Source organism: Arthrobacter sp. AFG7.2 (genome assembly GCF_002892835.1).
In the GTDB taxonomy this organism is placed as follows: domain Bacteria; phylum Actinomycetota; class Actinomycetes; order Actinomycetales; family Micrococcaceae; genus Arthrobacter.
The window spans coordinates 485,099-504,081 of sequence record NZ_PJMB01000002.1; the positions used below are offsets into that span (position 1 = coordinate 485,099).

Below are 18,983 nucleotides of genomic sequence, written 5' to 3' on the forward strand. Positions count from 1 at the left end.
GCTGAACATTTGCCAATGGACTGGGTCTGCAGAGGACGATTCGGCGCCGCCGGTGGAATAGATGGGTGGCGGGGCAGAGCAGTTTTTTCGGCGGCTGCCGGCGGAGTACTGTGGGCGGGTGGTAAACCCGGTACATCTGAAGACCCTCCTTGAGGTCACGCGCCTGGGCTCGTTCGCAGCCGCCGCGTCCACCCTGGGCTATACGGCCTCAGCGGTTTCCCAACAGATGTCCGCCCTGGAACGGGACACGGGCGTCGTCCTGTTCCAGCGGTCCGCGCGCAGCGTGGTGCCTACGGAAGCCGCCGTCGTCATGACCCGGCACGCCGCCAAGGTGCTGACGGACATCGAAGCCCTCATGGCAGCCGCCTCCAAAACGCAGGATTCGGCCAACCAGGAGCTGCGGCTGGGAATCTTCCCCAGTCTGGCAACGTACGTCCTCCCCCGCATTTTGAAGAACCCGGCCTGGAAGAACCTGGGGATCGATCTCAAGGTATCTGTGGCCGAACCCGGGCAGACCATCCAGGGGCTGCGCACCGGCGGCGAACTGGACCTTGCCGTGGTTTTCCAGGTGGGCCAGACAGGGTTCGCCTGGCCGAACACCATTAACCGGCAGTGGATCGGCGACGACGACTTCCGGGTGGTGCTGCCCGCCGGCTGGGGCTTCCGCAGTGACGCCAAAGTGGCTGCCGACCATCTGTCCGAAATGCCCTGGATCATGCACCACCCCGGCACCAGCGATGCCATGGTGATTGAACGGCTCTTCGCGGGCTGCAATCTGCACCCGCGGGTGGTGGCCCACAGCGATGATTTCCACGCGAGCCTGGAAATGGCTGCCGCCGGCCTGGGTGCGGCGCTGGTGCCGGAGCTCGCGCTGCGGAACAAACCCGCGGGCGTGGTGGTGCTGGATGTCCCGGAGATCCGGCTGGCCAGGAACGTCTTTGCGCTCCTCATCAACGACCGGAAAACTGCCCGGGTACAGCTGTTTGTTGATCTCCTCGCCGAGACTCTCGCCGGAATGCGTACGGCTGTCAATTAGGCCTGAATGCTGGAATGCACCGCTGTTCGGGTCTATGTTGAAGGTATGAGCAAGGTAGCAAGCCGGCACTTCGGAGAGATTGAGCTCAACCACGGCAAGGACCACCTGGTCGCGACTAAACATGAACTGCGCGGCCACCCGCTGGAAATCGATCTCAACATCACGGCGCACGACCACTTCGACGAAGCCGCCATGCGCAAGGTGGACTACCGCCTGCGGTTCCTGCCGGAGCTCGTGGACGAGGTGCGGGACATGATCGCGGAGGAGCTGGATCAGGAAGGCACCAGCCCCCAGGAGTACCTGCACTTCCACTGCAACGCCCTCAAGGACGAGCACCTGCAGAAGGTCTTCGGGGTCACGGACCGCAGCCAGCTCACCCATGAAGTTTTTTTGAAGGCCCTGAAGCTCGGCCATGTGGGCATCTACCCAGGCCAGCCGGAACGCTACTTCGTCCTGGACTTCACCCTGGGCGAGCACTTCACCGATGAGGTGCTGGTGGCCTCGGCCGACGAGGACGGCGTGGTGGACGACGAGATCGTCTGGTCCTGAACGCGTAATAACGACGACGGCCGGCCACCTTTCGAGGTAGCCGGCCGATCCGTTCTCGTTTGTGGTGCGTTACTACTTGGCTGCTTCCAGCAGGCCGGCGCGGACCGCCTGCGTTGCCTTGACCAGGTTCCTCAGGGACTCTTCAGTCTCGATGTAGCCGCGGGTCTTCAGGCCACAGTCCGGGTTGACCCAGAGCTGGCGGGACGGGACGTGCTTGACGGCGGTGGCCAGGAGTTCGGTGACTTCGGCTTCGCCCGGAACACGCGGCGAGTGGATGTCGTAAACGCCGGGACCGACGCCGCGGCCAAAGCCGTGCGACTCGAGGTCGTGGACAACCTCCATCCGGGAGCGTGCGGCCTCGATGGAGGTCACGTCCGCGTCGAGGCCGTCGATCGCGTCGATGATCACACCGAACTCCGAGTAGCAGAGGTGGGTGTGGATCTGGGTGGCATCCGCAGCGCCGGCGGTGGCCAGGCGGAAGGAGTCCACGGACCACTTCAGGTAGTCGGCGTGGTCCGCCTTGCGCAGCGGAAGCAGTTCACGCAGGGCAGGCTCGTCCACCTGGATGATCTTGATGCCCGCAGCTTCGAGGTCGGCGATCTCGTCACGCAGGGCCAGGCCCACCTGGTTGGCAGTTTCACCCAGCGGCTGGTCGTCCCTGACGAAGGACCACGCCAGGATGGTGACCGGACCGGTGAGCATGCCCTTCATCGGCTTGCTGGTCAGGGACTGTGCGTACTCGGCCCAGGCAACGGTGATGGGGGCGCTGCGGGTGACGTCGCCCCACAGGATGGAGGGACGGGTGCAGCGGGAGCCGTAGGACTGGACCCAGCCGTGGACGGTAACGTCGAAGCCTTCGAGGTTCTCGGCGAAGTACTGCACCATGTCGTTGCGCTCGGGCTCGCCGTGGACCAGGACGTCGTAGCCGAGCTCTTCCTGCAGGTCGACGACGCGCTTGATCTCGTCCTTCATGAGCTTCTCGTACTGCTCGTCGGTGAGGTCACCCTTGTTGTTCCGGGCGCGGGCCGAACGGATTTCGGAGGTCTGCGGGAAGGAACCGATGGTGGTGGTGGGCAGCGGCGGCAGCTGCAGCGCTGCTTCCTGGGCGGCTTCACGGACCGGGTATTCGGAGCGGCTGAAGTCAGCGGCGGTGAGGGCCTCGGTGCGGGCACGGACGTCAGCGCGGCGGACACCTTCGGCGGTGGCGCGGGAGGCGATGACCGCCGTCGCTTCCTCGATGGCTGCCTGTGCGGACGTGGGATCGGCCAGGTAGGACGCGAGGGTCCTGACCTCAACAGCCTTCTGGTCCGAGAACGCCAGCCAGCTGCGCAGCTGCTCTGAGAGCTGGGTTTCCTCGGCAACGTCGTGCGGGACGTGCTGGGTGGAGGTGGAGGTGCTGACGGTGAGCTTCCCGGCGGCGGCCTTCAGTGCGTCCAGCTTCGCAGCCGATGCTGCGAGGTCGTTGCGCCAGATGTTGTGGCCGTCAACGACGCCGGCAACCAGGGTCTTGTTGCCCAGGCCTGCCAGGGCGGCTGCGGAGGGGACCGCACCCTTGAAGACGTCGATGTGCAGGGCGTCGATGTTGGTGGCTGCGAGGGTGCCGAGCTGGCCGTCCAGCGAACCGTAGGGCGTGGAGACCAGGATCTGCGGGCGGCTGGCGGCGGCGGTGAGGACGTCGTAGGCGCGGGCAACTGCCGCTTCGATGTGGACGGCGGCAGTGTCCTGGTCCACCACCAGGGCGGGCTCGTCGAGCTGGACCCAGCCGGCGCCGGCTGCTGCGAGCTTCTCAAGAAGCTGGACGTAGACGGGCAGGATGTCCTCGAGGCGGGACAGCGGAGCGAAGCCATCGGGGGCGCCGTCGGAGGCCTTGGACAGGAGCAGGTACGTGACCGGACCCACGATGTACGGGCGGGTCTCGATGCCGTTGGCCAGGGCGAAGGCGAACTCGTCCACCTTGGCGGTGGAGGCGAGGGTGAACTCTGTCTCCGGGCCGATCTCCGGGACCAGGTAGTGGTAGTTGGTGTCGAACCACTTGGTCATCTCCAGCGGCTGCTGATCCTTGTTTCCGCGGGCCAGGGTGAAGTAGCCGTCGACGTCGAGCTGTCCCTCTGCATTGAGGAGCTTGCCAAAGCGGGCAGGAACAGCGCCCAGATGGGCCGTGGTGTCCAGGACCTGGTCGTAGTAGGAGAAGGTGCCGGGAACGGCAGCGGCCTCGGTGAGGCCGAGCTCCTGCAGTCGCCTGGCGGTGGTCAGCTGGATGTCCTTGGCGGCGGAGTCCAGGGCAGCGGCGTCGATTTTTCCTGCCCAGTAGGCCTCGACGGCTTTCTTGAGCTCCCGGCGGCGCCCGATGCGCGGGTAGCCAAGTACTGATGCAGCGGGGAACGGAGTGTTTTTGGGCGTGTTGAAGTCAGGCATGGGATTCTCCTAGGAAAGTGGAGTAGGTGAAGATGGTCAGAAAAAAGTGGGCAGCTGCAGAAATGCTGTGGCCGGGAAGAAGGCTCAGCTGGCGAGCTGGCGCTGCAGGATGGTGGAGCGCCGGCCGGCGGAGCGGGAATGTCGCGGGAGAGCCAGCTCGTCCAGGACCTCCAGCACGCTCTGGTGTTCGTTGAAGGTGTACAGGTGGATGCCCTGCGCGCCGGCGTCGAGGGCAGCCTTGGCCAGGTCTACCGTGGCGCGGACGCCCACCCTGTGCTGTTCGGCGTCACTGTTTGCGGAGGCGAGGCGGGCCACGAGCTCCGGTGCCGGTTCTACGCCGCTGAGTTCGCCCAGCCGCTTTACCCGGCGCAGGCTGGTGAAGGGCATAACGCCCGGGATGATCGGGATGGTCACCCCGGCACGACGTGCCCGGGTGAGGAGGTCAGCGTACTGCTCAGCACGGAAATAGACCTGGGTGATGGCGAAGTCGGCGCCGGAGCGCTGCTTGGCCAGCAGCACCTCCACGTCGTGGTCCTCGCTGGGTGATTCCGGGTGGCGGGTAGGGTAGGCAGCCACGCCAACGGCGATTTTGCCGGCACACAGGAGTGCAGACCGGCGCTGTTCAACCCGGCGGATCAGCTCAATCAGGTCCTGTGCATACCGCAGGGAGCCGGCGACGGGCGGTGCGCCGTCCTGCGGCCGGTCGCCGCGCAGCGCCAGGATGCCCCGCACGCCGGTGTCCAGCAGGTCACCGACGATCTCCGCCAGCTCCTGGGGCGTGTTGCCGACGCAGGTCAGGTGGGCCAGCGGCCGGAGGGTGGTCTCGAGCACGAGCCGGTGGATGAGTTCGACGGCGGTGTCCCGGTTGGAGCCACCGGCACCGTAGGTGACCGAAACGTAGTCCGGTGCCGTGGTTTCGAGTTCCCGGATGGTGGTCCACAGGGTTTCCGCAGCCGCCGGCGAACGTGGCGGGAACAGCTCGTACGAGAGTGCCACCGGAGCGGCGTCAGAGAGGTTCGGGTGTGTGTCAATAAGGCTTGGTGGAGACATTTGCATCCTTGGCTTTGGGCCATTGAAGGCTCCGTCGGCAAAAGCGACGGCGGGGCCGGCAATGATTTGAGTTTGGGGAACACGGAAAAACTCCACAGGACGCAGCCGCGACTGTTACGCCTGAAACGAAGTTGTCCGTGAGCAAATGTCAGGCCCACATGGGGGCACCCACACCCTCCATAGGGAGGATCGCTGACACGTTACCTCGGTAACTTGTATAAGACTCTAGGAGGCGCCGGTGCTGCGTTCAAGTTGGCTCCCGAATTAAGACGCAGTTTTACGCATTCTTTTGCTCCTGTACGGAACATTGTTCGCTCCGGTGCCCTCTACCACGGCCGCTCCGGTCCTGGCCCGTCCCCGGTCTCCCCCAGGTACGCCTCCCGTTCGCGTCCGGTGTTGCGTTCGCGCTGGGCCTGCCGGGCACTGTCTTCCAGCTGTTTAAGCTTGTCCTGCTGCACGGAGTCCTGGTCCGGCTCCTGAGGTTTTTCCTCCTGGCCTGGCGCTGGCGCCGGCTCCTGGCCTGCACCGTCGAGCTTCTCCTGCAGCCGGGCTTCAGCTCCGGCCAGCCGGTCTCCGGTCCCTGCCGGGTGACCTTCGGAAAAGCATCCTTCCGGTGCCGCCGCCACGGCCGCGAGCGCTTCACCGAACAGGCCGGCCGCCGAGGCAGGGTCTTCGGCAGCGAGCCTTTCATCTCCGAGCCGTTCGATGGCCAGGACCAGGTTGACCCGGATGATGCAGGCATCGGCGGCTCCGGACCGGGTGGCCGGGATATGGCCCAATGCCTCCTCGAAGCGGAGGCGGGCAGCGCCGAAGTCAGCGGCCAGGACCTCGGCGTTACCCGCGGCAAAAGGCGCCTTATGGGGTTCGATGAGGTTCACCGGCTGGAGTCCTTCCGCCGCTGCCCGGACAGATGCTGCATCGTGTGTTTCATAGGCGTTGGCTGCACGGGCTCCCAGCAGGCCAAGGCTGAGCAGTTTCGCGGCAACACAGAGCACCACGATCACCGGTACGGCTGACCAGGCGAGGAGGCGCCGCCGTGCTGCCCTGCTGTGCCGGCCGTTATTGACGGAGGTCATCGGACTTCCGCCTTCCGCGCGGCACGGCGGCGCCCGGCTTGAGGAGAGCCTGCCGGCGTTGCCCGGAGTTCGCGGAACTGGCGGACGAGCAGGAACAACTCGCCCAGGCCAAGCACGAAAGCTCCTGCTGCAGGAACCCAGTAGACCTCGGTCCGTGTGCTGAATGACCCGTTCTGATCCGGCTGCCTTACTGAACTGGTCTGCAACTCCCCAGGACGGGTGTCCCGCATGACCGGGGCTATCGGGTCGCCGGCCGCCCGGTGCACGTAAGGAAGATCCAGCTGCCCTGCAATCTGCCGGAGGCCGGCTTCATCGATCCTGGAGAGCGCGTCCCCGGCACCCTCACCGTTGCTGTCCCGGAGGTAGGGCGCATCCTCTGCAAATGTGGATCCGTCGTCGTACTCTTCGCCGGTGTTTTCCCGCATCCTGCCACCGCCGGCGGTGCCGTAGCCCAGCACCGCTCCCCCGGCTACCAGGCCAGCGCCCAGGTCCATCGGCCCCGGCGCTCTCGCACTGGTCTGCTCACCGTCTCCGAAGTAGTACACAAGCCTGGGACGCTCCGGATGGCTCCGCCTGGCAGCGGTGAGCCGTTCGGACAGCACCTGCCGGGCAGCCGTGATGCTGCTTCCCTTGGCGTAGGACGTCAGCTGGGGTTCCAGCACGGACGTGATGGTTTCGAGCGCCAGGGTGTCGGTGGTCAGCGGCATCCGGACGTGCGCCGTGGTGTCGAAGGTTATCACGGAGAAACGCGCGCCCGGCAGTTCTTCGGCAATGGCCGCGATATCCTCCCGGACCCCCGCCATTCTTGGCCCGGCGTTGCCGTAGTCTTCCGCCACCATGCTGGTGGTGGTGTCCACGACGAAGAACACGTTGAGGTCGGTTGTGGCGGCCTGGGCCGTGCCACCGGGCAGGCCCGGGCGGAGCGCGGCTGCCGCAAGGAGCAGCACCAGCAGGACCTGCCGCAGCCCGTGCCCTGCGCGTGACCCGGCCCCTGTTCCCGTCCGCAGGTTCTGGAAAAGCCGCCAGCCCGGGAAAGCCAAAGCACCAACAGCGAAGGGAAGGAGCAGCCACCACGGCAGGATCGGTTGCAGCGTCATGGCCTCAACCGCCAGGTGGCAACGCCGAGGACCAGTCCTGACAGGAGGGCCACGCCCAGCGGCAGTCCGGGCTCATCCGTTACAACGGCACGGGGTGAACCCCGGAGTGCCGATTTTTCCGTTTCTTCCACGCCCCGTACCACGCCGGCTGCCGCCTGTGGGTCGTCCAAGGCGTAGTAGGCGCCGCCGGTAGACTCCGCCGCGGCCCGAAGCTGCGCCCCTGGTTGGTCCCGGCCGGCGCCGTAGTCGAGGTCACCCGGATTGAGCGCGTAGACGCGTGCTGCCCTGTCTTTTGCCATTGCCACGGCTTCCACAAGGGTCATGATGGGCTCCCCGGAGAGGAAGTTGTCCGTGGCCAGGATGACGGACCGCGAGCGCGGCGGACTGCCGGGATCCTGCCCGGTGCTGGGCTTGAGGCTTCCCGCCTGCTCCGGCGCAGCAGGAAAGCTGTTGAGGCAGGACGCGAGGCCGTCCCCGATCAGTGAGGACCCCCGGCCGCTCCACGTCCCGTCCAGGAATCCTGAACTGCCGGGCCTTCCATCGAACGCGTCCCGCGCGAGCTTCAGCTGCTCCCGGGCATAGGAGTAGTCATCGGTCAGCGGAAACACCTGGATGGCGGTGCTGTCAAAAATGGTCAGCCCGATCCGTTCGCCGTCGAACTCCTCGGCGAGCTGGGAGAAAACGTCCACGACGGCGGCGTCGGCACTGCTCATGGAACCCGACGTATCAAGGCACAGCATGATGTCCCGGTTGTGCTGCTCGGGCCGGGTGGTCGCCACGTCGATGGGGCGGGCGGCTGCCACTGCCGTGGAGACCAGCAGCGAGGCGCAGGCGAGCACGGCGACAGCGAGCCATCGACGGTGCCGCCGCAGCGCCGCCTGGTATTCCGGCAACAGGGTGAGCCGGTCCGCATGCGCCACGGGCCGTCGTCGTACGTTCCTGTCACGGTCAGGCCGCAGGGCTGCCCACGCGGCCAGGCACGCGGCCAGCACCGCGGGCGGCAGGAGCCACCACCACATCAGGTCCATTCCTGCACCGCCTTGCGGGCCGAGGCTGCCGAAACGGCGACGGCGGGAAGGGGCCCGGGACCGAAGGCGGCCGGGTACAGCTCCCCGACCACGGCCGCGGCCGCCGGAAGAGGGTGCCTGGCGAGATCGGCGTGCGTCATGCGGGGTGCGTCCACTCCGGTGACATCCCGGACGAAGCTCCTCAGCAGGAGGCTGATCTCCTGGTGGGCGTCGCGGGCATTCCGTATTCCAGAGGCTGCATCCCGCTCGACGTCGCTGATCCGCTGCAGGTACGCCTCCTTGAGCGCAGCGACGTCCGTCAAGCCGGCAGGACGCCGGTCAGATTCCACTTCCCGGGGCCTGCGCGTGGCTGCGAGCACGACGGCGTACCACAAGGCCACCAGGACCAGCAGTCCTGCTCCTGCCCACACCCAGCCCGGACTGTACTGCAGGGGACCATAGAACGCGGGATCAGCCTGCACGGCGGTGCCTTTCCAGGAGCGCGAACAGCGCATTTATCACGCCCTGGCTGGCGGCCACTTCGCCTTCCGTAATTCCTGCCTTGCGCAGCATGGTGGTCCTGCCGGTGTCGCGTTCGGCAACGGCGCTGGCGTAGGCTGCGGCAACGGCCGGGTCCCGGGCAAGATGTGCAACCAGGGGGTAGCCCCCCGAAACGCTGTAGGAATCCCCGGCGGTCCGGTCCGGCTGCAGGGAGGGGTCCGCCGGGGCCAGGTCCGCGTCCCGGACCGTGAGCCAGAGGACCTCGTGCTGGGCGCGGAGCCGGCGAAGCAGCTCGCTGGTGGCCGGGCCCGCCGGCACTTCGTCGGCCACGACGAACAGCAGGTTGCGGCCCTTGACGGTCCGCGCCACATGCTCCAGCTGGTCCTCGATCCTGCTGGGGGCCGCGTCCAGGGTGGCGGCTGAATCCACCTGCCGCAGGAGGCGCTCCAGGTGGGCCTCGCCGCCTTTGGCGGGCAACGCCGTCGAGCCCTCCGCGTCACCGGAAACCAGCCCCACTACGTCGCCGTGCCGGTGGGCCAGATAGCCCATGACCCCCAGCGCCATGACGGCGATATCCTTCTTCGTTTCCCCGCTGCGGGCTGCGGCTGCCATGTTGCGCCCCGTATCCGTCACCAGAACGAGGGTCTGCCGCCGGACTGCCACGTAACGCCGGATCAGCGGTGAACCGTGGCGCGCCGTTGCTTTCCAGTCAATGTCGCGGACCTCGTCGCCGGGAACGTAGGCACGGAGGTCGTCGAAGTCCAGGCTGCGGCCGCGGAACACCGAGCCGTATTCGCCGTCGAGCGCACCCCGGGCTTTCCGGTGCGCGAAGATGGCCAGGTTGGACTTCACCCGGTGGAGGAGGCTGGTCACGCCGGCCTTAGGGGGTCTGGACGGCAGCGACGACGGCATCGATCACAGTTTCCACCTGCACCTGCTCCGCCACCGCCTCAAAGTTCAGGATCAGGCGGTGGCGCAACACCCGGTGGGCGAGGGTCTTGACGTCCTCCGGGATGACGTGGTCCCTGCCGTTCAGCAGTGCAACGGCCCGCGCCGCCTGGCTGAAGGCAATGCTGGCCCGGGGGCTGGCTCCGAACTCGATGAAGCCGGCCAGCCGGGGATCGATGTACTGCAGGGCGTTCCGGGTCACAAAGACGATGCCCACGATGTAGTTAATGACGGCCGGATCGATGTAGATGCGGCGGACCAGCTGCTGGGCTGCGGTGACGGCTTCCAGTGAAGCAGCCGCGGGCGGCGCCTGCTCCGGCGTGTACACGCCGGCATCGATGCGCCGGATGATCTCCGCCTCCTCGGCAGGGGACGGATAGTCCAGCACGTCCTTGAGCATAAAGCGGTCCATCTGGGCTTCAGGCAGCAGGTAGGTGCCCTCCTGCTCAATGGGGTTCTGGGTGGCGAGCACCAGGAAGGGCGAGGGCAGCCGATACTCCTGGCCACCGATGGAGGTCTGGCGTTCCTGCATGGCTTCGAGCATGGCGCTCTGCGTCTTGGCGCTGGAACGGTTGATCTCGTCCAGGAGCACGATATTTGCGTGCACCGGACCCAGTTGGGTGATGAAGGTCCCCTGGGCCGCATCGTAGATCTGGGTGCCTACAATGTCGCTGGGCAGCAGGTCCGGAGTGCACTGGATCCGCCTGAAGTCGGCGCTGACTGCCTCTGCCACGGCCTGCGCAGCAGTGGTTTTAGCAAGGCCCGGGACGCTTTCCAGCAGGATATGCCCGCCGGTCAACAGACCCACCAGCAGCGATTCCCGCAGCCGCGCCTGCCCCACCACCTTTGCATCAAAGCTGCCGGCGATATTCGCCGCCACCTGCTGTGCCCGCGCCAGTTCCGCCGGTTCGATTCTTGCGGACACACTGTTCTGTAGCACTGGCGTTCCCCCTGGTGGCATAGCTGGGCGTGGCTGCCGGGCGGCTGCACTCCGCCCGCCATCCTATCCAAGACGGCCCGGGCAGCGGGGACAATGGGGACCCCTCCCCATCACCTTGCGGGAGGGCTATCCTTTTGGCATGAGCGAGCTTCCAGCAAGTTATAAGGAGTTTCTCGCCGACAAGAGCGAGATGTTTATCAGCACCGTCAAGCCGGTTCTCCAGCAGTCAGCCGCAGACAAGCTTCACGGGGTCCGGGTTGTTTACAACCCCGGATCCACCGGCCACCAGGCCCACCTCGATGAAACCCTCCCGTACGGCGTTGTGCTGGAGGACATCGATTAGATTTACCGTACACTTGCACCAAAACACCGGGGGCTAGGAGTGCGTTTGGGCAAGCGCAGGTTAATCGCCATCATCAGTGCGGCTGTCATCCTGGCAGTCGTAGCCGTACTGGTCGGATGGCAGCTGAAGATTCTCCCCTGGCAGAAGAGCTCCACCGAGCTGCATGTCACCGCGGCGGGCGACTATTCCTCGAGTAAAGCAGCCGCCGGCGTCCTGGCCCGGATTGGCGAGATCAAGCCGGATGTTCATTTCGCGCTGGGCGACATGTCCTATGGGGCCAAGGGAACTGAGCAGGCCTGGTGCGACCTGGTGACATCCAATGCGGGCCGGCAGTTGCCGTTCCAGCTTCTGGCGGGCAATCACGAGAGCAATGGCAGAAACGGCGACATCAACCAGTTCGCAGCCTGCCTGCCCAACAGGTTGCCGGGACTCGTTGGCACCTACGCCCGGCAGTACTACGTCGACGTCCCGGAGCAGGACCCCATCGCACGGTTCATTATGATTTCCCCCGGTATCCCCTTTGCCGAAGGGGACCTGGACTACTCCGCCGACAGTACCCGCTACCAATGGACTGCGGACGCCATCGACGGTGCCCGGTCCGCGTCCATCCCCTGGGTGGTCGTGGGAATGCACACGCCCTGCCTGACCATGGGGCGGTACGAGTGCGAGGCCGGGCGTGCCATCACCGATCTGATGATCAACAAGAAAGTCGACCTGGTGCTGCACGGGCACGAACACCTCTACCAGCGCAGCAAACAGCTCACCAGCGGAGGCGATTGCACACGGATCGAACCGGGTGCCTACAGCGGGGACTGCGTCCAGGACGACGGGAAGAATCTTTCAAAGGGCGCCGGGACGGTCTTTGCCACAGTGGGCACCGGCGGGGTGGCGCTGAGGGACATCGACGAGGATGACAAGGAAGCGCCCTATTTCGCTGCCTACTCCGCGAAAAACGCCAGCCCCAGTTATGGCCTGCTGGACCTGAAATTCACCGAGAAGTCACTCACCGCGGAATTTGTGGCCACCACCGGAGATTTCAAGGACGACTTCACCATCGGGTCCGCACCCTAGCCAGGCCCCCTGGTGCCGGTCAGCCCCTCACCGCGCCTGAAAGGGCGAATGAGCTGCCGGCGCCCCTGGCCACGATGACGTACAGAAACAGCACCGGCAAGGAATACAGGATGGAGAATGCGGCCAGTTGCCCGTAGGCCACGGCACCGTGCTGACCGAAGAAGCTGAAGATGGACACCGCCGCCGGCTGCCGGGCTTCGGAAAGGAGCAGGACAAAGGGGACAAAGAAGTTTCCCCAAGCCTGGATGAAGACGAAAATGAACACCACACCCAGACCTTGGCGCATGAGCGGCAGCACAATGGTCCGCAGTGCGGTCATCCTTGACGCGCCGTCCACCCAGGCCGCTTCCTCCAGCGAGACCGGCACCCCTGCCATGAAGTTCCGGGTCATCCAGATGGCCATGGGCAACGTGGTAGTGGCCATAAAAAAGATGGTGGCGGGCATGGAGTCGAGCAGTTCGAACTGGACGAAGAGCCCGTAGACCGGGACCATGATGGCCGTGATGGGCAGGCAGGTTCCAAAGAGGACGGTGTACAGGAACGGCTGGTTGAACCTTGACCGGTAGCGGGACAGCGGGTAGGCCGCCAGCACTGCAGCCACAACCGTCACGGCTGCAGTTCCGCCGGAGAGCACCAGACTGTTCCAGAGCGGCCTCAGCAGCAGCTCCGGTGTCAGCACGGCGGCGAAGTTCTCCAGGCCGGCCCGGTCCGGAAGCTTCAGCTCGTGCCCGGCTTCAGCGTCGAGGGAAGCGAGGATGAGCCACAGCAGGGGCAGCAGGAAACAGGCGCCAATCAGGAGCAGCACCAGGTCGGCCGGGGTGCTGCCGGCGCGGCGCCGTTTGGCTGCATTCCTGCCGGACCGCAGCACCCGGGATGCTTGAGCGGGCACTGTCATGGCCTGGTCTCCCTGAGCAGCCGGATGTACACCAGGCCGAACACGGCGCCGATCAGGATCAGCACCGAAGCCACGGCAGTCCCGTAGCCGATGTCCCCGAATTTGAACGCCTCGAGGTAGGCCAGGACGGGCAGGGTGGTGCTGGCGTTGGCCGGTCCGCCGGCGGTCATCACCCACACGAGCGTGAAGACGGCGAGCGTCTGCAGCGTGATCAGCATCAGGTTCGTGGCGATGCTTCCGCGGATCATCGGCAGGGTAATAAACGCGAACCGCTGCCAGCCGTGCGCGCCATCCACCTGGGCCGCCTCACTCACCTCTGCCGGAACCTCGTTGAGCGCCGCCCGGTACACCAGCATGGAAAAGGCTGTCCCCCGCCACACATTGGCAAGCATCACGGCCATCATCGGAAAGGCATACAGCCAGTCCTGCCGGGCAAGTCCCAGGCGGCCGAGCAGCTGGTTCAGGGTCCCGTCGCCGCTGAAGTAGGCGTAGGCGGCGAAGGCGGCCACGATTTCCGGCAGCACCCAGGCGGCCACCACAGTGGTGCCGACGGCGGCGGACACCGCCGGCCGTGCCCGGCGCATCAGCACGGCAAGGGCGAGCCCCAGCAGGTTCTGGCCCACCACCGCCGACCCTGCCACGAACACCACCGTGAGCAGAACAGACAGCGGGAACACCGGATCAGCAAACAGGCGCTGATAGTTCTCCAGCCCCACCCATGACGGGTTGCGGGCACTGCGCCCGGTCAGGCCGGCGTCGGTCAGGGACGCCTGAAAGGCCCAGAGCACGGGGCCGGCGAGAAAGACAAGCAGGAGCAGGACGGCGGGGAGCACCGGCAGGTACCGAAGCAGTTGCCGTGCCGTGACAGGGGGCTGCACAGGCTACTTCCGGACGGTCTTGTCGCCGCCCACAATGTCCGCCACTGCGGCGTCGTACTCTGCAGCCGCCTCCCCGGGCGATCTGGTACCCGTGATCACGGCTTCGGTGGCTTCCTGGACGGCCGCGGAGATCCGGGGGTAGTCGGCAGTTGCGGGGCGGTACCGCGTCACGGGGACAAGCTTGGAGACGTCCCTGACGAAGGGGTTGGCGTCCAGGTACCCCGGATCGGCGGCCACGTCCTTCCGGACCGCAATCTGGGAGCTTTCCACGGTGAAGGCGAGCGAATTCTTCTCATTGAGTGCGGTGGTGAGGAAACGGAAAGCCAGGTCCGGTTCCTTGGTCCCCGCACCTACCGCGAGCGTCCAGCCGCCTGACATGCTCACAGCTCCAGGTGGCTGGCCGTTTTGGGTGGGGAAAGGGGCAACGCCGATCTCCTGTTCGTAGCCGGGCCATGCGTAACTGCCGCCATCCTGCCAGAACGACGGCGCGTAGGACCCTTCCACGGTGGCGCCCAGTTTGCCTTCCGGGAACCACTCGCCGAACACCTTCTTCCACACATTGGCGTCCAGGGCTTCAGCCGGAGAAACAGCCAGTTGTTCGTCATACAGGGTCTTGAGGAATGCCAGCGAGTCCCGGAAACCGGCCGAGCCAACCACCCACTTTTTGGTTTCCTCGTCGTAAAGCGTGGACCCGGTCCCGTACAGCACTTCATAAAAGCTTTGCATCACGGTGCCTTCGCCTGTTCCCTTGCCCGCGTACATGTTGAATGGAATGACGGTGGGGTCGTTGGCTTTGATCTTCCGTGCCGTATCCAGGATGTCCTGCCAGCTGCGCGGCTCCCAGGGAAGGGCGACCCCGGCAGCTTCCAGGACTTTCCGGTTGTACCAGATGGCGCGGGTGTCGGTGCCCAGCGGCACTGCGTAAGTCCCGCCGTCGTCCGCCCGCCCGGCCGCCTTGGCGCCGTCCTCAAAGGTGTCCCACTCCTCCCAGCCCTCAAGGTGGCTGTCCAGTTTCAGGAGGTAGCCGGCGTCCACGTCGGAACGGATCTTAAAGGTGTCCTCATAAAAAACGTCCGGCGCCGTGGACGGTGAGCGCAGGGCAAGGGCCAGCTTGGTGCCGTAGTCGTCGTCATTGGCCTGGATGGGCTGCAGCTCAACGGTCACATCCCGGTTGGCCGCCTCGAACTCCTGCTTGGCGGCCTGGAGCATGGTGTCCAGGGCGGTAAAGGAATCCGTTTTCTGGTACGCCACTTTGAGTGTTGTGGACGTGTTGCCGGGGTCGCCCGGACTGCACGCGGTCAGGATTATCACGGCGGAAGCGATGAGGGACATGGTCTTCAAGGCCCGGCGACGCATGGCGCTCCATTCAAGTCGATGGCGGCGGCCCCGTTGGCGGCAGGCCCCAACCGCACAGTATGCACATGCTAGATTGGCGCCCTGCAGCAGGCAAGGCGTCCTGCGCGGCCCGTCGGGTCAGCTTTCCAGAAGGAGCCGCTGGGCCCGAGGGGCCAGCGTATGTTCCAGGACCAGTGAGGCTGCGCCAATGGCACCCACGTCATCGCCCACTCCGGTACCCACCACCTCGATGGGATGGATCAGCCGGGTGTCACTGTGGGCAGCAAGCAGCGCCGGAATCTTTTCAAGGTAGCGCTCCGCCAGGCGGCTCCAAAACGGGCCGCCGAACACGACGCGCTCGACATCCAGCGTGTTGGTGACCACCGCCGCTGCCCGCGCCACCCGCACGGCAGACCTGTCAATGATGGCGCGCGCCTGTTCGTTGCCCTCATCCGCGAGATCGCACAGCCGGGAAAAGCTCTGCTCAATCTCGGCACCGCTGTTCCCCGGGCGGGAGCCGTCCAAAAGGCCGGCATCTTCCGCCTCGGCCACCAGCACCTGCGGGATGCAGGTGGACTTTACACAGCCGCGCAAGCCGCAGTCGCACGGCGGCCCGTCCGGGTCCACCACGATGTGGCCGATTTCGCCGGCATTTCCGGACGTTCCACGCACCACTTCGTCATTGAGCACGATGCCGCAGCCTATGCCGGTGCCCATGTACATAAAGATGAAGCTGCCGGAGCCGCTGGGACCGCCGGCCCACGTTTCCGCCACCGCAGCGCTGGTGACGTCCTTGTCCACCAACACCGAGTACCCGGTGGCCTCGGAGAGGGCAGTGCGCAGTTCCACCCTGTCCCAGCCTGGCAGCAGCGGCGGATCAACGACTGTGCCGTTGTCCAGGTCTATGGGTCCGGGTGCGGCGAGTCCCAGGCCGGCAATCCGTTCCTGGTCGACGCCGGAGTCCGCCACAAGCCGGGCGATCTGGTCCGCGATGGTGGTGATAACCGCCGCGGGGTCGTTGCCGCCGGGTGTCTTGATGCGGGAGTGCCGCACTACTGAGCCCACCAGGTCCAGGACAACGAAAGTGGTCACTGCGGGGTCGAGGTGCACTCCGAGGGCGAAGACGCCGCCAGGGTTGAGCCGGAGGATGGTGCGCGGTTTGCCCGGCCCGCTGCCTTCCTTGCCGGCCTCCACAATGAGGTGCTGGTCCAGGAGGCGCCGGGAAATGTTGGAGATGGTCTGCGGCGACAGGCCGACGATCTGGGCAAGCTCCACCCGGCTCAGTCCGCCGGAAGACCGGCGGATGGCATCCAGGATCACCGTGAGGTTGAAGTCACCCATCCTGGGCAGGTTGGTTCCGCGCCTCGGAGAGGATTGGCGGATCTCAGTCACAGCGTCCCCTAAACGTCTTCGGCCACGTACTTATGGTGATGCTTGAATCGTACGTTACGCGTGGGCACAGACCCTAGGACGGCACGACGGCGCGGCGCGGCATGGGCGCTAACCGGACTGTCCGGCCGGGTGCGGCTTATGCAGCTGCCTGCCCCGGACTGCGGCGGATGCTCAGGGTCACGGTGAATTTGGGGTTCCGGCCCTTCACGGCAGTAGGCCCGACGTAGCGCTCGAGTGCGGGCAGATAGGGCAGGTGGCGGTTGAAGACCGTCCACAATTCGCCGTGGGGTGCGAGGACCCGCCCCGCTGCTTCGATCATTTTCAGGCCGGCTCCGGAGTGGACCCCGGCACCTACATGGAACGGCGGGTTGAGCATGACCAGGTCCGCGCTGCCGTCCGCCATGGTGCTCAGGGCGTCATCCTGCAGGACGGTGATGCGGTCTGCCAGCCCGTTGGCCCGGGCGGTGGCCTGCGCGGAAGCCGCAGCTGCAGCTGATTGGTCCGTTGCAGTCACGGCGGACCCCGGATGGTGCCGGGCGTACATGGCGGCAAGGATTCCTGTGCCGCAACCCAAGTCGACGGCGTGGCCGGCTGTTTTCATGGCCGGCAGGAAGGTCAGCAGGAACCTGGTGCCGATGTCCAGCCTGGTGCCGGCGAACACGGCACCATGGGCTGCGACGTTCAGGTCCAGTTCAGCAAGGTGTTCAACAACGGGGTAGCGGTCCGGTGCCCCGCTCCCCTGCGGCCCGCGCGCCAGGATCACCCGGGATTTCTGCTGTGCAAGCTGCGGACGGACGGAACGGAAATGCCGTTCCAGCACCGTGTTCATGCCCAGGGACATGTGCTTGACCCTGCCACCCGCCAGGAGCGTTACGTCCGGTTCTGCGTGCCTGGCCACGGCAGCGGCAATCTCATCGAGCTCCGCCAGGGTCTTGGGCAGCTGCAGGAGTACTGTCTGCGCACCGGCGAGGAGCTCCGGCCCGAGCGGCATCCGGGTGAAGGCGGGCACTCCCCGCGCTTCGCCGTCGGCCCTTTCTGCCGCCGCTGGCGCCAGGACGGCGGAGCCACTCAGCGCGGCCGCGTTGAGCTGGAGGGCCCGTTCTCCGGTGATGAGGTCCTGGTGCACGCGGACCGCGCCCGGGCCCAACAGGGCAAGGGCGCCGAGGGTCAGCGCGCCGTACCGGTCCCCGATAACGGCTACCGTGCTTCCCTCAGTCACCTGTCCCGCGGCGGTTTCCAGCAGAAGCCGGTCCGTGGCGTCCCAAGCCTGCAGGTTGGGCGCTTCGACATCCGGCCTGCGCCGCAGTGCCCCGAAAATGTCCTCAAGTGTGTTCAATGTCAACTGTTCCCGCGCTTTCCATATCTGCTTGCTTGACGCTGATCCCCGGCAACTTCAGGATGGCCGCCACCGCCGCGCGTCCTGCCCGGTTGGCACCAATAGTGGACGACGACGGGCCGTACCCCACCAGGTGGACGCGGGGTTCCGATGCCACCTGGCTTCCTGCCATCACAATTCCGCCGCCCGGGCCCCGCAGGTGAAGCGGGGCAAGATGTTCAAGTTCCGCACGGAATCCCGTCGCCCAGAGAATCACGTCCGCAGGCTGGAAGGCACCTCCGGCACGCCTGACCCCGTGCGGCTCTATCGATGTGAACATCGGCTGGCGGTCCAGTGCGCCCCGGGCTGCCGCCGCTTCGAGTGCGGGTGTCCGGATCAGCCCGGTCACCGAGACCACGCTCTGCGGCGGAAGCCCCTGGCGGACCCGCTCCTCCACCAAGGCCACTGCGTCATGTCCTGCCTTGGCATCGAACTCCGCGTTCCGCCACACAGGTTCGCGCCGGGTAAACCAACTGGTGGTGGTGACCTGCGAAATCTCCTCAAGGAGGCCCACCGCGGAGATGCCGCCGCCCACCACGACCACGTGCTGCCCTATGAACTCCTGCGCAGAGACGGCGTCCGCCACGTGAAGCTGCCGCCCGCGGAACGTGGACTGCCCCGGGTAGATGGGCCAGAAGGGGCGGGTCCAGGTACCGGTGGCATTGATGACGGCTTTGGTTGTCCAGTCCTCTTCGGATGTACTGATCCTCAACCGGCCTGCGGGGTTCGTGTCTTCCCGCATGACCGAGCGCACCTTCACAGGCCGGCGGATGGACAGTCCAAGCGCCTCTTCATAACCGCCGAAGTAGCGGGTAAGGAAGTCCGAGCTGGGCTCACGCGGATCTATTGCAGGCTTGGCCATGCCCGGCAAATCACTGATGCCGTTGACTGTTGCCATCAGCAAACTCTTCCACCGGTGCCGCCACGCGCCGCCGGGCCCGGCCTCGGCGTCGAGCGTGACATAGTCCACGCCGCGGCGCTGGAGATGGTAGGCAGCCGAGAGCCCCGCCTGGCCCGCGCCGATAACCACGACGTCGGCCCGGGCGGATTTCACTCCACCATGATAGTCGCGGAG

General features: G+C 66.0%; 18 protein-coding genes. 4 read left to right on the plus strand and 14 right to left on the minus strand.

The genetic code is table 11. The features are described 5' to 3' along the window. Positions 1-118 precede the first annotated feature (118 nt). Positions 119-1,036 carry a LysR family transcriptional regulator gene (locus tag CXX84_RS06030; RefSeq protein WP_102975896.1) on the plus strand — a complete coding sequence of 306 codons (918 nt, stop codon included), beginning with the start codon at positions 119-121 and terminating at the stop codon, positions 1,034-1,036. A gap of 45 nt (positions 1,037-1,081) precedes the next feature. Beyond that, positions 1,082-1,585, plus strand: coding sequence for a DUF2004 domain-containing protein (locus CXX84_RS06035; protein ID WP_102975772.1), 504 nt, complete (start codon positions 1,082-1,084; stop codon positions 1,583-1,585). Between the two features lie 72 nt (positions 1,586-1,657). Here CXX84_RS06035 and metE read toward each other — a convergent pair whose 3' ends face one another. The 8 genes from metE to CXX84_RS06075 all read right to left on the minus strand — a co-directional run bounded on the left by metE (position 1,658) and on the right by CXX84_RS06075 (position 10,619). Next, the gene (gene metE / locus CXX84_RS06040) at positions 1,658-4,000 is read right to left on the minus strand and encodes a 5-methyltetrahydropteroyltriglutamate--homocysteine S-methyltransferase (protein WP_102975773.1); all 2,343 of its coding nucleotides are present in this window, start codon (positions 3,998-4,000) and stop codon (positions 1,658-1,660) included. An 84-nt stretch (positions 4,001-4,084) separates the two neighbouring features. Continuing rightward, complete coding sequence (locus tag CXX84_RS06045) at positions 4,085-5,050, minus strand: methylenetetrahydrofolate reductase (RefSeq protein ID WP_102975774.1); 966 nt, start codon at positions 5,048-5,050, stop codon at positions 4,085-4,087. 326 nt (positions 5,051-5,376) lie between these two features. Next, the gene (locus tag CXX84_RS06050; protein ID WP_102975775.1) at positions 5,377-6,126 is read right to left on the minus strand and encodes a hypothetical protein; all 750 of its coding nucleotides are present in this window, start codon (positions 6,124-6,126) and stop codon (positions 5,377-5,379) included. Continuing rightward, the gene (locus CXX84_RS06055) at positions 6,123-7,223 is read right to left on the minus strand and encodes a vWA domain-containing protein (RefSeq protein WP_102975776.1); all 1,101 of its coding nucleotides are present in this window, start codon (positions 7,221-7,223) and stop codon (positions 6,123-6,125) included. Before CXX84_RS06055 ends, CXX84_RS06050 begins: the two co-directional genes overlap by 4 nt. Then, positions 7,220-8,251: a vWA domain-containing protein gene (locus CXX84_RS06060; protein ID WP_102975777.1), complete on the minus strand. Its 1,032-nt coding sequence runs from the start codon at positions 8,249-8,251 to the stop codon at positions 7,220-7,222. Before CXX84_RS06060 ends, CXX84_RS06055 begins: the two co-directional genes overlap by 4 nt. After that, positions 8,242-8,712: a hypothetical protein gene (locus CXX84_RS06065; RefSeq protein WP_102975778.1), complete on the minus strand. Its 471-nt coding sequence runs from the start codon at positions 8,710-8,712 to the stop codon at positions 8,242-8,244. Before CXX84_RS06065 ends, CXX84_RS06060 begins: the two co-directional genes overlap by 10 nt. Next, the gene (locus tag CXX84_RS06070; RefSeq protein WP_102975897.1) at positions 8,702-9,604 is read right to left on the minus strand and encodes a DUF58 domain-containing protein; all 903 of its coding nucleotides are present in this window, start codon (positions 9,602-9,604) and stop codon (positions 8,702-8,704) included. Before CXX84_RS06070 ends, CXX84_RS06065 begins: the two co-directional genes overlap by 11 nt. A 7-nt stretch (positions 9,605-9,611) precedes the next feature. Then, a complete protein-coding gene (locus CXX84_RS06075; RefSeq protein WP_102975779.1) occupies positions 9,612-10,619 on the minus strand; it encodes an AAA family ATPase in 1,008 nt (335 codons plus the stop codon). Positions 10,620-10,758: 139 nt separating this feature from the next. Here CXX84_RS06075 and CXX84_RS06080 point away from each other — a divergent pair, with 139 nt between their 5' ends. Further along, positions 10,759-10,962 carry a hypothetical protein gene (locus tag CXX84_RS06080; RefSeq protein ID WP_102975780.1) on the plus strand — a complete coding sequence of 68 codons (204 nt, stop codon included), beginning with the start codon at positions 10,759-10,761 and terminating at the stop codon, positions 10,960-10,962. A gap of 45 nt (positions 10,963-11,007) precedes the next feature. Then, positions 11,008-12,033 carry a metallophosphoesterase gene (locus CXX84_RS06085; RefSeq protein ID WP_102975781.1) on the plus strand — a complete coding sequence of 342 codons (1,026 nt, stop codon included), beginning with the start codon at positions 11,008-11,010 and terminating at the stop codon, positions 12,031-12,033. 19 nt (positions 12,034-12,052) lie between these two features. Here the strand turns inward: CXX84_RS06085 and CXX84_RS06090 are convergent, their stop codons facing one another. From CXX84_RS06090 to CXX84_RS06115, 6 genes are all read right to left on the minus strand, one after another. Further along, a complete protein-coding gene (locus CXX84_RS06090; RefSeq protein WP_102975782.1) occupies positions 12,053-12,928 on the minus strand; it encodes a carbohydrate ABC transporter permease in 876 nt (291 codons plus the stop codon). Further along, positions 12,925-13,806, minus strand: coding sequence for a carbohydrate ABC transporter permease (locus CXX84_RS06095; RefSeq protein WP_102975783.1), 882 nt, complete (start codon positions 13,804-13,806; stop codon positions 12,925-12,927). Before CXX84_RS06095 ends, CXX84_RS06090 begins: the two co-directional genes overlap by 4 nt. A gap of 3 nt (positions 13,807-13,809) precedes the next feature. Then, positions 13,810-15,162 carry an extracellular solute-binding protein gene (locus CXX84_RS06100; RefSeq protein ID WP_102975784.1) on the minus strand — a complete coding sequence of 451 codons (1,353 nt, stop codon included), beginning with the start codon at positions 15,160-15,162 and terminating at the stop codon, positions 13,810-13,812. 117 nt (positions 15,163-15,279) lie between these two features. After that, positions 15,280-16,482, minus strand: a complete 1,203-nt coding sequence (locus CXX84_RS06105) for an ROK family transcriptional regulator (RefSeq protein WP_102975785.1) — start codon at positions 16,480-16,482, stop codon at positions 15,280-15,282. Between the two features lie 187 nt (positions 16,483-16,669). After that, positions 16,670-17,875 (minus strand): class I SAM-dependent methyltransferase, encoded by a 1,206-nt coding sequence (locus CXX84_RS06110; protein WP_102975786.1) that lies wholly within the window; start codon positions 17,873-17,875, stop codon positions 16,670-16,672. Beyond that, positions 17,856-18,962, minus strand: coding sequence for an FAD-dependent oxidoreductase (locus tag CXX84_RS06115; RefSeq protein ID WP_102975787.1), 1,107 nt, complete (start codon positions 18,960-18,962; stop codon positions 17,856-17,858). The genes CXX84_RS06110 and CXX84_RS06115 overlap by 20 nt, the downstream gene beginning before the upstream one ends. Between the last annotated feature and the right edge of the window lie 21 nt (positions 18,963-18,983).